Below are 11,896 nucleotides of genomic sequence, written 5' to 3'. Positions count from 1 at the left end.
TCCCCTACGCCGTACGCAGGAAGCGGTCCAGGACGCGGACACCGAAGTGCAGCGCCTCTGCGGGAACGCGCTCGTCGACGCCGTGGAAGAGCGCCTGGTAGTCGAAGCCCTCCGGCAGTTTCAGCGGCGCGAACCCGTACCCGGTGATACCGAGGCGGGAGAACTGCTTGGCGTCCGTGCCGCCCGACATGCAGTACGGCACCACGTGCCCTCCGGGCTCGAACTCCTCGACGGCCGCGCGCATCCGCGCGAACGTCGGCGAGTCCACCGGCGCCTGGAGGGCGACCTCGCGGTGGTGGAACTCCCAGTCCACGTCGGGCCCGACGAGTGCGTCGAGGGTCGCGCGGAACTCGTCCTCGCCACCGGGCAGATAGCGACCGTCGACGTAGGCGACCGCCTCCCCCGGGATCACGTTGACCTTGTAACCGGCGCTCAGCATGGTCGGGTTGGCGCTGCCCCGGACGGTCGGCTCGACGAGCGCGGCGGCCGGTCCGAGCTTCTTCAGGAGGCTGTCGACGTCGTCGAGGCCGGTCTCGATGCCGTACAGGGCGGCCAGTTCGGTGAGCGCGGCCCGTACGGTCGGTGTGAGCCGGAGCGGCCATTCGTGTGCGCCGATGCGGGCGACGGCGGCGGCGAGCCGGGTGACCGCGTTGCTGCGGTTGACCTTGGAGCCGTGGCCCGCCCGTCCGCGCGCGGTGAGCTTGAGCCAGGCGGTGCCCCTCTCGCCGGCCGCGATCGGGTAGATCCGCCGGCCCGTGCCGTCGTGGAAGGTGAACGCCCCTGATTCGCCGACGCCTTCGGTGCACCCTTCGAAGAGGCCCGGATGCCGGTCCGCGAGAAAGCCGGAGCCGTCCTCGGCGCTCGCCTCCTCGTCGGCGGTGAACGCGATGACGAGGTCGCGCCGCGGTCGGGCGCCCGAGCGCGCCCAGTGCCGTACGACCGCCAGGATCATCGCGTCCATGTTCTTCATGTCGACCGCGCCCCGGCCCCAGACGACGCCGTCGCGGATCTCGCCGGAGAAGGGGTGCACACTCCAGTCGCCGGCCGCGGCGGGCACGACGTCGAGATGGCCGTGGACGAGCAGCGCGTCGGCGGAGGGGTCGGTGCCCTCGATGCGTGCGACGACGTTCGTCCGGCCCCGGGTGCGCTCCAGCAGGGTGGGCTCCAGGCCCGCCTCGGCCAGCCGCGCGGCCGCGTACTCGGCGGCCGGCCGCTCCTGGCAGTCACCGCCGCCACGGTTGGTGGTGTCGATGCGGATGAGGTCGGACGTGAACCGTACGACCTCGTCGAGTGCCTGCTCGTCAGCCATACTGCTCCTCCACCGCGGCCGAGACGATCGTGGTGACCGCCTTGAAGGTACGGATGCCCTCGTACATGGTCGCGCTCGTGTACGCCACCTTCCGCTCCCCGATTCGGTCCACGCCCGGCACGACGGTGGCGGCCATCGCCAGGTGCTCGGCGTCGAACTCCAGCGCCAGCGTGAACGGGCCGCCGACGACCGGCACATGACGCACCGCCAGGGATGCCGCCTCCTTGGCCGCCGCGCGGATGTCGGCGGCGGTCCTGGCCGGGGTCCGGCACACGGCCGCGTACCGCGAGACATGGTCCTTGACGGCGACCTTGAGCGCCTCGGGCGCGTATCCGAGCGCGTCCTCGCAGGCCACGTCGTCACCGGTGACGAGGACCACGGGCACACCGTACTCGGCGACCACGTGCGCGTTCAGCAGTCCCTCGCTGGCGCGGACGTCGTTGACCCAGACGCCCGTGATGGAGTTGGCGAGGTACGTGTGCGCCAGCACTCCCTCCATACCGGCTCCCGCGTGGTAGCCGACGAACGCGATGCCGTCCACGTCCCCGTGCTGTACGCCCTCCACCATGGACAGGGACTTATGACGTCCCGTCAGCATCTGCGCCCGCTCGTCGAGCCGCTCCAGGAGCAGGTTGCGCATGGTCCAGTGGGCCTCGTTGATCAGCACCTCGTCGGCGCCTCCGTCGAGGAAGCCCAGTACGGCGGCGTTCACGTCCGAGGTGAACATCGCCCGGCACCGCTCCCACTGCGGCGTCCCGGGCAGCACGTCGGCCGGCCAGGTCACACCCGTGGCGCCCTCCATGTCGGCGCTGATGAGGATCTTCATGCTCCGTCAGGTTACGCGCAGCACAGGAAACCGGCTACGAAGCGGAGGTCCTGGGCCCTGTGCCGTCGCCCCCAGGATCGAATGCATGGTGATAGTGTCAGTAGCACCATGCTGCTGCGTTTGAACCAGGCGGACACCCGCCCCCTGCACGAGCAGGTCGCGGGGGCCATCAGGCGTGCCGTGGCCGAGGGAGAGTGCCGTCCGGGCGATCGCCTGCCATCGGCGCGCGATCTCTCGCAGGCGCTGGGCGTCAACGTCAACACCGTTCTGCGCGGCCTGCGCAGCCTCCGGGACGAGGGCCTGCTGGAGTTCCGCAGGGGCCGGGGGGTGACCGTCGCCGAGGGCGCCGACCAGCGCTCCGGGCTGCAGGACCGCGTGCTCGAGCTGATGGCCGAGGCGGCGCGCCTGGGCTACAGCAGGACCGACCTCATAGAGATGATCAGGGGGATACCGTGAACGACCGCACGAGTCACGAGCGTGCCGTGCACTGGGGGACCGCGATCTGGACAGCGGGTGCGGCGGGACTGATCGCCGCGCTTCCCTGGGCCGCGAGCGGGCGGCTGCCGGATCGTGTCGCGACCCACTGGGGCAGCGGCAGTGACGCGCCGGACGGCTCGATGCCCCTGTGGGCCGCGTCCCTTGTCCCCGCGCTCATCTGGCTGGTACTGGCGCTGGTGGTGGCCCTGGTGGTGCGACGGACCGGAGCGGCGGCACGACCCTGGACCGTGACCACCCTGCTGTTCTCCGGCACCCTCCTCGTAGGCGCACAGATCTCCGCCGTCCGGGCGAACCTCGGCCACGGCGACTGGCATCAGGCACGTCTGCCGACCGTGTGGGTCGTCGTGGCGGTCGTTGCCGCCGCGGTCGCCGGAGGCGGCGGATGGGTGCTCGGCACGCGGGGGCGGCCGACTCCTCGCCCCGTCGGGCGGGGCCGACGGGAACCGGCGCTGGCGATACCCGAGGGCCAGCGCCTGGTGTGGTTCTCCCGCGCCACGAACCCCTGGTTCCAGGCACTGGCGGCCGTGACCGGCCTCGTGGCCGTGTCCGCCGGCGCCGCCCTCGTCGGCGGCCTCGCCGCCCCCGGGCTGTTGTGGTCGCTGTTCGTGCCCTTCGCGCTGGTCTCGCTCGCGGCGGCCGGCTGTGCCTCGGTGCAGGCGCGCGTCTCCGAGCAGGGCCTGGAGGTGGCGTTCGGCCCGCTCGGCTGGCCCGTGCGGCGCTGGGCCGCCCGCGACATCGAGTCCGCGCGCGCGGAGAGGCGTACTCCTGCCCAGGCGGGCGGCTGGGGTTACCGGCTCAGCAGCCTCGGGACCACGGTCATGGTGCGCGGCGGAGAGTGCCTGGTCGTCCGCGCCCGGGACATGCGCGCGGAATTCGCCGTCAGTGTGGACGACGCCGAGCGCGGCGCCGCGCTCCTCAACGCACTGTACGCGCACAGGCCCGGCTGAGGACGGCGGCCACACGCCGGTGCCACGAACCCCAGCGCCCTCCACCGGGACTCCGGCGGAGGGCGCACCCGGGTGCCGTCGACGCCCGCCGAGCCCGGTTCGCGGAGGAGTTGGGCGAAGGCGGCCTCGCGCCCCGCCGGCGGGTCAGCCGTAGAGCGCGGGACGCTCGACCAGTTCGACTTCGGTGCGGCGGCCGTCCCGCTGGGCGCGGACGGCCGCCTCGCAGACGGCCGCCGCGGCATAGCCGTCCCAGACGCTCGGCCCGGTGACCTCGCCGCGCCGGGTGGCGTCCACCCAGGCCTGCACCTCCCGGTCGTAGGCCTCCGCGAAGCGCTCCACGAAGTCCTGGGCGATGGTTCCGCCCCAGCGGCCCGCCTCGTTGGTCACCATGGCGTGCCCCTCGCCGATCCGGGCGGTGCCGCGCTCGCAGACCGCCTCGGCCTGGACCTGGTAGCCGAACCCGCAGTTGACGAAGATCTCGACGTCGACGAGGGCGCCGCCGTCGGTCTCGAAGACGACGAACTGCGGGTCCGCGAGGCCCTTTGGGGCGTTGTCCGAGGGCGTCGGGCGCAGCACCGTCACCGCCGTGATCTCCTGGTCCAGCAGCCAGCGCGTCACGTCCATCTCGTGCACGACGGAGTCGTTGATGAGCATGGCCTCGGTGAAACCGGGCGGGCTGCCGGCGTTGCGGTGCCGGTTGTGCAGCATCAGCGGACGTCCCAGTCGGCCGGTGTCCAGCAGCGCCTTGAGCTTGACGTACTCGTCGTCGTAGCGGCGCATGAAGCCCACCTGGACGCGCCGGTGCCCCAGCTTCTGTTCGGCCTCGAGGATTCTGAGCGAGGAGGCCGCGTCGGGGGTGAGCGGCTTCTCGCACAGCACGGGCAGATCGCGCTCGAAGGCCGCCAGCAGGGCGGCCTCGTGTGCGGGGCCGGGAGAGGCGATCAGTACGGCGTCGACGTCGTCGGCGGCCATCGCGGCGGCCGGTTCGGTGTGGGCGGCGCAGCCCTCGATGCCGGCCGCGACATTCTTGGCACGTTCCGCGTCAACGTCCACGACGGCGGCCACCCGCGCCCCGCTGATCACCTCGCCGATACGGCGCACATGGTCGGCGCCCATCCGGCCGGTCCCGATGACGGCGACTCCGAGCGTTTCACGCTGAGTCATGGTGGTAGGTCGTCCCTTCGGGTCGGTCAGGCACCGCAGGAGCGGAGGAACTTACGGGTGCGTACGGCGATCGGCAGCGGTTTGCCGGGCGCACAGGGGTACATGTCCTGCTCGACGATGGCGAACAGGTCGACGCCGAGCCCCTGGGCCGCGGCGAGGACCGGCTCCAGCGCGGGCACGCCGGCCGGGGGTTCGCACATCACGCCGCGCTGCACGGCGGGCCCGAACGGCACCCCGTTCGCGACGACGTCGGCGAGGATCTCCGGGTCGACCTGCTTGAGGTGCAGATAGCCGATGCGCTCACCGTACGTCTCGATGAGCTTGACGCTGTCGCCGCCGCAGTAGGCGTAGTGCCCGGTGTCCAGACAGAGGTTGACGAGGTCGGAGTCGGTCGAGTCGAGGAAGCGCTCGACATGCTCCTCGGTGTCGATGTGGGTGTCGGCGTGCGGGTGGACGACGATGTCGAGGCCGTAGGTCTCCCTCACCTCGTGGCCCAGCCGCTCCATGCCCTTGGTGAGGTGGGCCCACTGCTCGCCTGTGAGCTCCGACGGCTCGATGATCTCGGCGGTCTTGTCGTCCCGCCAGAAGGAGGGGATGACCACCAGATGCCGTGCGCCCATGGCCTGGGTGAGCGCGGCGACCTGGCTCACATGCTCCCAGGTGGACTCCCATACGGCCGGTCCGCGGTGCAGCGAGGTGAAGACCGTGCCGGCCGACACCTTCAGGTCGCGCTTGTTCACCTCCTCGGTCAGCCGCGCCGGATCGGCCGGCAGATAGCCGTAGGGGCCGAGCTCGATCCAGGAGTAGCCGGCCTCGGCGACCTCGTCCAGGAAGCGTTCCCAGGGCACCTGTTGCGGGTCGTCCGGGAACCAGACGCCCCAGGAGTCCGGGGCCGAGCCGACCCGGATGCGGTCCAGGGCAGGGGTCATGTCAGGAGTTCCCTTCGGGAGATGCCGCCACGGGGGCCTGGAGGTCCGCCTCTTCGGGGAGCTCCTCGACGTCGACGCCTCCGACCTGCGCCAACTCGTGCTTGAGCGCGGCGAGTTCGGCGCCGCCGGCCATGTGGTTGGTCAGCTCTTCGAGGCTGACCTCGTCGCGCGACGCGCTGAGCTCGAGGGTGCCCAGGCGCAACACGCTGAAGTGGTCGCCGACCATGTAGGCGTGGTGGGGGTTGTGGGTGATGAAGATGACGCCGAGGCCGCGCTCACGGGCGGCGGCGATGTACTTGAGGACGACACCGGACTGCTTGACGCCGAGCGCCGCGGTGGGCTCGTCCAGGATGAGGACGCGGGCGCCGAAGTAGACGGCGCGGGCGATGGCTACGCACTGGCGCTGGCCACCGGAGAGGGTGCCGATGGGCTGCTCGAGGTCGTCGAGAACGATGCCCATGTTGCGCAGTTCCTCGTCCGCGGTCTTCTTCATCCTGGCGATGTCCAGACGGCGCACGGGCCAGGGGCCCTTGGTCATCTCGGAGCCCAGGAAGAAGTTCCGCCACACCGGCATCAGCGGCACGGTGGCCAGGTCCTGGTAGACGGTGGCGATGCCGCGGTCCAGGGCCTCGCGGGGGGTGCTGAAGCGCACCGGTTCCCCGTCGACGAGGAACTCGCCCTCGGTGTGCTGGTGCAGCCCGGAAATGATCTTGATCAGCGTGGACTTGCCGGCGCCGTTGTCCCCCAGGACGCAGGTGACCCGTCCAGGGCGGACGGCGAGGTCGACTCCGTGCAGGGCGCGGATGTTGCCGTACGACTTGCCCGTGCCGCGCAGTTCGACGACGGGTGCCTGGTCGTCCGTGGCGACCTGGCCGTTGTTCTTGCCGATGTCAGCGGTCGTCATGGTGGTCACCTCCGGGTCGCAGACTTCTGGACCCACAGATTGATGAGGGTGGCGCCGAGGAGCATCACGCCGAGGAAGGCCTTGAACCAGTCGGGGTTCCAGCCGGCGTAGACGATGCCCTGGCTCACCATGCCGAACATGAAGGCACCGAAGACCGGGCCGATCGCGGAGCCGTAGCCGCCGGTCAGCAGACAGCCGCCGATCACCGCGGCGGCGATGTAGATCAGCTCCTGCCCGACGCCCTCGCCGGACTGCACGGTGTTGAAGGCGAACAGCTGGTGCATGCCGACGAACCAGGCGCCGAAGCCGACCAGCATGAACAGGGAGATCTTGGTGAACTTCACGGGCACGCCGACGGCCCGTGCGCTGTCCTTGTTGCCGCCGACCGCGAAGATCCAGTTGCCGTACTTGGTGCGCAGCAGGACCCAGGTCGCCAGGGCCGCGAAGAGCAGCCACCACAGGACGGTGATCTTGAACTGGACGCCGCCGACGGTGAACGACGACGAGAAGAGGGCCTTGGCCTGGTTGAACCCGTCCATGTCGCTGATGTCGTCGGTCGCCACGTTGCCGGTGATGAGCTTGGTGACCGCGAGGTTGATGCCCTGCAGGCCGAGGAACGTGCCGAGGGTGACCAGGAAGCTGGGCAGTCCGGTGCGCACCATCATCCAGCCGTTGAAGGCCCCGATCGCGAGCGACACCACGAGCGCGACGACCACACCCACCCATACGTTCATGGTCAGCTGGAAGCTGACCATGCTGGCGGTCAGCGCCGAGGTGATCACGGCGACACCGGCCGACAGGTCGAACTCACCGCCGATCATCAGCAGGGCCACGGGCAGCGCCATGATCCCGATGGTGGACGACTGGTAGAGGATGGTGGCCATCGAGCTGCCCTGGCGGAACGTCGGCGCCATGGCGAAGAAGAAGACGAACACCGCGACGGCGCCGAGGAAGACACCGACCTCGGGCCGGGCGAGCAGCCGCAGCGCGAGGGGGCGTTGCACGGTCCGGCCGTCGCGCTGCCGGGGGCCGGAGGCCGGCGGTGAGGTCACCGCCGGCGCAGCCTGCTGGCTCATGGTCATCACCTGGTGCCCTTCGCGGCGAACGTGGCGATGGTGTCGACGTTCGACTTGTCGACGAAGGCCGGTCCGGTCAGTACCGGCTGCTCACCGCCGCCGCTGTAGTTGCCGTTGTTCTTGTAGAGCCACAGCGAGTCGATCGCGAGGTAACCCTGCAGATAGGGCTGCTGGTCGACGGCGAACTGGATGTCGCCCTTCTTGACGGCGCTGGTCAGGTCCTTGTTGAGGTCGAAGGTGGCGATCTTGGCCTTGCTGCCCGCGTCGGACACCGACTGCACCGCGGTCAGGGCGTACGGCGCGCCGAGCGTGACGACGTAGTCGATGGACTTGTCCTGCGTGAGCTTGGCGGTGATCGTGGACTTGACGGACGGCATGTCGGTGCCGTTGACATAGAGCGTCTGGGTCTTGCCGCCGAACGTCTTCTTCACGCCGTCGCAGCGCTGGGTGAGCCCGATGTTGCCCTGCTCCTGGACCACACAGACGACGTTCTTCGCGCCGACCTCGTTCAGCTTCTTGCCGAACGCCTCTCCCGCCACGCTCTCGTCCTGCCCGAAGAACTCCATCAGGCCCAGCTTCTTCCAGTCGCTCACGCCCGAGTTGAGGCCGACGACAGGGATGCCCGCCTGGGTCGCCTTGCTCACGACGTCCTTCATGGCGTCCGGCTTGGCGAGGGTGATCGCGATGCCGTCGACCTTCTGGTCGAGGGCGTTCTGGACCAGGTTGGCCTGATTGCCCGCGTTCGGGTCGCTGGAGTAGACGAGCTTGATGTTGTCCTTGGCGGCGGCGGCCTCGGCTCCCTTGCGGACGATGTCCCAGAAGGTGTCGCCGGGCGCCTGGTGGGTGACCAGCGCGACCGTCATACGCGGAGTGGTGGCCTGGCCCGCGGCGACGCCCGAGTTGCTCTCCTGCGCCTTCTTCCCGCCCGAGCTGCTGGAACAGCCGGCGACGAGCAGGGCGGAGGCCGCGGCCAGCGCGACGAGCGGGACGACTCTGCGGGAGCGGCGGGGGTGGAACGTGCGATCCATCTTTCCTGCACCTCACTGTGCGACCGGGGGGAAAGGGGAGGGACGACACCGGGCGGGGCGACCCGCGCGGGGCCCGGACACGGCGTCCGGGTCGTGCCGGAGAACCGGCGGTTTCGCTGGGACGGGATACAAACCCCTGCCGCACCCACCTGTCAATACTTTGTTAAGACATCATTTCAGAAGCAGGTCCGAATGTAAGTACAAACCCTTGACAGAAACTCGCCGCGCGGCCTACACCTTTGAGGCATCCGGGCCCGGATCCCCCGCCTTCCGGACGTCCGACTGCCCGTATCCCCCGCAGAGGAGCGACGCGCAATGCCCGAGCCCGCCGAGTGCTTCGATCTCATCACCATGGGCCGCATCGGGGTCGATCTCTACCCCCTGCAGACCGGTGTTCCGCTTCCCCAGGTCGAGTCCTTCGGAAAGTTCCTCGGCGGCTCGGCCGCGAACGTCGCGGTGGCCGCCGCGCGCCTGGGCCGCACCACCGCGGTGATCACCCGGACCGGGAACGACCCCTTCGGCGCCTATCTGCACCAGGCGCTCAAGGAGTTCGGTGTCGACGACCGGTTCGTCACGCCGGTGGACGCGTATCCGACTCCGGTGACCTTCTGCGAGATCTTCCCGCCGGACGACTTCCCCCTCTACTTCTACCGCCGCCCCAAGGCCCCCGACCTCGAGATCCACACCGACGAGCTGGACTTCTTCGCGGTCCGCTCCGCCCGCGTCTTCTGGATCACCGGCACCGGCCTGAGCGAGGAGCCGAGCCGCTCGGCCACGCTCGCCGCCCTCAAGGCACGCGACAAGGGCGGCACCACCGTCTTCGACCTCGACTGGCGGCCCATGTTCTGGAGCGAGGACCCCAGCGGCTCCCGCGGCGGGCCGGAGGCCGCCCGCCCCTACTACGCCGAGGCCCTGCGCCACGCCACCGTGGCCGTGGGCAACCTCGACGAGTGCGAGGTCGCCACCGGTGTACGCGAACCGATGGCCTGCGCCGAGGCACTGCTGGACGCGGGCGTGGAGCTCGCGGTGGTCAAGCAGGGCCCCAAGGGCGTGCTCGCGGTGCACCGCGACGGTACGACGGCCGAGGTACCGCCCCTACCCGTGGAGGTCGTCAACGGGCTGGGCGCCGGGGACGCCTTCGGCGGCTCGCTCTGCCACGGACTGCTCTCCGCATGGCCGTTGGAGAAGACCATGCGGTACGCCAACGCCGCCGGAGCGCTCGTCGCCTCCCGTCTCGCCTGCTCCTCCGCGATGCCGACCGAGCCGGAGGTCGCCGGCCTCCTCGCCCGCGGCTGACCGCCGCGCCGAGGTCTCTCGCGGCGGACCACCGCCACCCCTGAACGGAGCCTGTCTTGAGCATCAGCATCCCCGACCTCGCCACGGTGCGCGCCCGGCATCCCGAGGCCGTGGCCGAAGCCGCGGCCCGGCGTGCCCGCCGCCCGCTGATCGGCGACAGCGGTCGCCTCATGATCGTGGCCGCCGATCACCCGGCCCGTGGCGCCCTCGGTGTCGGCGACCGCCGCCTGGCCATGGCCAACCGCGCCGATCTGCTGGAGCGCCTGTGCGTCGCGCTGTCCCGGCCCGGTGTGGACGGAGTGCTGGCCACCGCCGACATCCTCGAGGACCTGCTGCTGCTCGGCGTTCTGGACGACAAGGTCGTCATGGGCTCCATGAACCGGGGCGGACTCACGGGCGCGTCCTTCGAGATGGACGACCGCTTCACCGGGCACCGCGCCGAGGACATCGAACGGCTCCGCTTCGACGCCGGGAAACTGCTGCTGCGCATCGACTACGACGACCCCGGCTCACTGCGCACCCTGGAGTCCACGGCGCGTGCCATCGACGACATGGCCGCGCGGAGACTGCCGCTGTTCGTCGAACCGTTCATATCGCGGCGGATCGACGGCAGGGTGTGCAACGACCTGAGCGCCGAGGCCGTCACCCGGTCCATCGCCATCGCCTCGGGCCTCGGCGGCACCTCCGCCTACTCCTGGCTCAAGCTCCCCGTCACCGACGACCCCGACGACATGGCCGAGGCGCTGGAGGCCTCCACGCTGCCCGCCGTGCTCCTCGGCGGCGAGGTCGGCAAGGACCAGGAGGGCGCGTACGAGAGATGGCGCAAGGCACTGCGCCTGCCGACCGTCCAGGGCATGGTCGTCGGCCGGTCCCTGCTGTACCCCGCCGAGGGCAGTGTGGAGACCGCGGTGGACACGGCGGTCGGCCTGTTGTGACACCGCCGCACACCTGCCGTGACTCAGCCACGGAGTGACACCGCCACCAAGAAGGGCATCATGACCACCACGCACCACCTTCCCGCGGGCAGGGCCACCGCGGACGCCTACGCGGTCGACGTCACCCCCGAGTCGGCCGGCTGGGGTTACTCCGGCCTCAAGGTGCTCGAACTGCCGTCCGGCGGCCGGCACGGCTTCGACACCGCCGACAGCGAGTGGATCGTGCTCCCCCTGTCGGGCTCCTGCACCGTCGCCGTCGGCGGCGCCACCTTCCGGCTGCACGGGCGCGCGAGCGTCTTCAGCGGCGTCAGCGACTTCGCTTACGTGCCGCGCGACACCCGGGTCTCGATCGCCTCCCGCGACGGCGGCCGCTTCGCCCTCACCGGTGCCCGCTGCGAGCGCCGGCTGCCCGCACGCTACGGGCCCGCCTCGTCCGTCCCGGTCGAACTGCGCGGCACCGGCAACTGCTCCCGGCAGGTCAACAACTTCGCTGCCGCAGCCCCCGCCGGAAGCGGTGACGGATACGGCTTCGACTGCGACAGGCTCATCGCCGTCGAAGTGATCACGCCGGCCGGCAACTGGTCCTCCTTCCCGCCGCACAAGCACGACGAGCACCGGCCCGGCGAGGAGTCCGTGCTGGAGGAGATCTACTACTTCGAGTTCGCCGCCCACGAGGGCACGCCGGGACTCGGCTACCAGCGGGTCTCCCCCTCCGGCCACGGGAGCGGCACGGACGTGCTGGCCGAGGTGCGCGACGGCGACGTCGTCCTCATTCCGGACGGCTGGCACGGGCCCTCCATGGCCGTGCCCGGCCACGACATGTACTACCTCAACGTCATGGCGGGTCCCGGCCCGGACCGAGCCTGGCTGATCTGCGACCACCCCGACCATGCGTGGATCCGGGGCACCTGGCCCGCGCAACCGGTCGACCCCCGGCTCCCCCTGTACACCGCCCCCGCCCAGTGAAGCCCCCGCGAGAGAACC

General features: G+C 70.6%; 12 protein-coding genes. 5 read left to right on the top strand and 7 right to left on the bottom strand.

Going from position 1 to position 11,896, the window contains the following annotated elements:
- Window positions 1–4: 4 nt before the first annotated feature.
- Window positions 5–1,309, bottom strand: a complete 1,305-nt coding sequence (locus tag AAW14_RS19740) for a M20/M25/M40 family metallo-hydrolase (RefSeq protein ID WP_265565208.1) — start codon at window positions 1,307–1,309, stop codon at window positions 5–7.
- On the bottom strand, window positions 1,302–2,135 hold the full coding sequence (locus AAW14_RS19735) for a M55 family metallopeptidase (RefSeq protein WP_265565207.1): 834 nt from the start codon (window positions 2,133–2,135) through the stop codon (window positions 1,302–1,304). Before AAW14_RS19735 ends, AAW14_RS19740 begins: the two co-directional genes overlap by 8 nt.
- Before the next feature lie 108 nt (window positions 2,136–2,243).
- On the opposite strand from AAW14_RS19735, the gene AAW14_RS19730 reads away from it, so the two are divergent.
- Both AAW14_RS19730 and AAW14_RS19725 read left to right on the top strand, forming a co-directional pair.
- Window positions 2,244–2,591, top strand: coding sequence for a GntR family transcriptional regulator (locus AAW14_RS19730; RefSeq protein WP_265565206.1), 348 nt, complete (start codon window positions 2,244–2,246; stop codon window positions 2,589–2,591).
- Window positions 2,588–3,580 carry a DUF1648 domain-containing protein gene (locus AAW14_RS19725; RefSeq protein WP_265565205.1) on the top strand — a complete coding sequence of 331 codons (993 nt, stop codon included), beginning with the start codon at window positions 2,588–2,590 and terminating at the stop codon, window positions 3,578–3,580. The genes AAW14_RS19730 and AAW14_RS19725 overlap by 4 nt, the downstream gene beginning before the upstream one ends.
- A gap of 144 nt (window positions 3,581–3,724) precedes the next feature.
- Here AAW14_RS19725 and AAW14_RS19720 read toward each other — a convergent pair whose 3' ends face one another.
- Genes AAW14_RS19720 through AAW14_RS19700 form a run of 5 tightly spaced genes read right to left on the bottom strand, consistent with a single transcriptional unit; the run spans window position 3,725 to window position 8,681 of the window.
- Complete coding sequence (locus tag AAW14_RS19720; RefSeq protein WP_265565204.1) at window positions 3,725–4,744, bottom strand: Gfo/Idh/MocA family protein; 1,020 nt, start codon at window positions 4,742–4,744, stop codon at window positions 3,725–3,727.
- A 26-nt stretch (window positions 4,745–4,770) separates the two neighbouring features.
- Window positions 4,771–5,673, bottom strand: a complete 903-nt coding sequence (locus tag AAW14_RS19715; protein ID WP_265565203.1) for a sugar phosphate isomerase/epimerase family protein — start codon at window positions 5,671–5,673, stop codon at window positions 4,771–4,773.
- Between the two features lies 1 nt (window position 5,674).
- Entirely contained in the window at window positions 5,675–6,577 is a 903-nt protein-coding gene (locus tag AAW14_RS19710; RefSeq protein WP_265565202.1) for an ATP-binding cassette domain-containing protein, read from the bottom strand.
- Between the two features lie 5 nt (window positions 6,578–6,582).
- Window positions 6,583–7,659, bottom strand: a complete 1,077-nt coding sequence (locus AAW14_RS19705) for an ABC transporter permease (RefSeq protein WP_265565201.1) — start codon at window positions 7,657–7,659, stop codon at window positions 6,583–6,585.
- Window positions 7,659–8,681, bottom strand: a complete 1,023-nt coding sequence (locus AAW14_RS19700; protein WP_265565200.1) for a sugar ABC transporter substrate-binding protein — start codon at window positions 8,679–8,681, stop codon at window positions 7,659–7,661. Before AAW14_RS19700 ends, AAW14_RS19705 begins: the two co-directional genes overlap by 1 nt.
- Window positions 8,682–8,996: 315 nt before the next feature.
- Between AAW14_RS19700 and iolC the strand changes: the two genes are divergently transcribed.
- Genes iolC through iolB form a run of 3 tightly spaced genes read left to right on the top strand, consistent with a single transcriptional unit; the run spans window position 8,997 to window position 11,878 of the window.
- A complete protein-coding gene (gene iolC / locus AAW14_RS19695) occupies window positions 8,997–9,977 on the top strand; it encodes a 5-dehydro-2-deoxygluconokinase (protein WP_265565199.1) in 981 nt (326 codons plus the stop codon).
- Between the two features lie 56 nt (window positions 9,978–10,033).
- Window positions 10,034–10,912 carry a deoxyribose-phosphate aldolase gene (locus AAW14_RS19690; protein WP_265565198.1) on the top strand — a complete coding sequence of 293 codons (879 nt, stop codon included), beginning with the start codon at window positions 10,034–10,036 and terminating at the stop codon, window positions 10,910–10,912.
- A 60-nt stretch (window positions 10,913–10,972) separates the two neighbouring features.
- A complete protein-coding gene (iolB, locus tag AAW14_RS19685; protein ID WP_265565197.1) occupies window positions 10,973–11,878 on the top strand; it encodes a 5-deoxy-glucuronate isomerase in 906 nt (301 codons plus the stop codon).
- The last annotated feature ends 18 nt before the right edge of the window (window positions 11,879–11,896 follow it).

This window comes from Streptomyces hygroscopicus (assembly GCF_026168105.1).
GTDB classification, from domain to species: domain Bacteria; phylum Actinomycetota; class Actinomycetes; order Streptomycetales; family Streptomycetaceae; genus Streptomyces; species Streptomyces hygroscopicus_D.
Note: the sequence above shows the minus strand (reverse complement) of the source record. Positions and strands in the feature narration are given on the sequence as shown.

Coding starts and splice junctions, on each gene's coding strand:
- AAW14_RS19740 (WP_265565208.1), bottom strand. CDS start 1,309: ATGGCTGACGAGCAGGCACTCGACGAGGTCGTACGGTTCACGTCCGAC.
- AAW14_RS19735 (WP_265565207.1), bottom strand. CDS start 2,135: ATGAAGATCCTCATCAGCGCCGACATGGAGGGCGCCACGGGTGTGACC.
- AAW14_RS19730 (WP_265565206.1), top strand. CDS start 2,244: ATGCTGCTGCGTTTGAACCAGGCGGACACCCGCCCCCTGCACGAGCAG.
- AAW14_RS19720 (WP_265565204.1), bottom strand. CDS start 4,744: ATGACTCAGCGTGAAACGCTCGGAGTCGCCGTCATCGGGACCGGCCGG.
- AAW14_RS19715 (WP_265565203.1), bottom strand. CDS start 5,673: ATGACCCCTGCCCTGGACCGCATCCGGGTCGGCTCGGCCCCGGACTCC.
- AAW14_RS19710 (WP_265565202.1), bottom strand. CDS start 6,577: ATGACGACCGCTGACATCGGCAAGAACAACGGCCAGGTCGCCACGGAC.
- AAW14_RS19705 (WP_265565201.1), bottom strand. CDS start 7,659: ATGACCATGAGCCAGCAGGCTGCGCCGGCGGTGACCTCACCGCCGGCC.
- AAW14_RS19700 (WP_265565200.1), bottom strand. CDS start 8,681: ATGGATCGCACGTTCCACCCCCGCCGCTCCCGCAGAGTCGTCCCGCTC.
- iolC (WP_265565199.1), top strand. CDS start 8,997: ATGCCCGAGCCCGCCGAGTGCTTCGATCTCATCACCATGGGCCGCATC.
- iolB (WP_265565197.1), top strand. CDS start 10,973: ATGACCACCACGCACCACCTTCCCGCGGGCAGGGCCACCGCGGACGCC.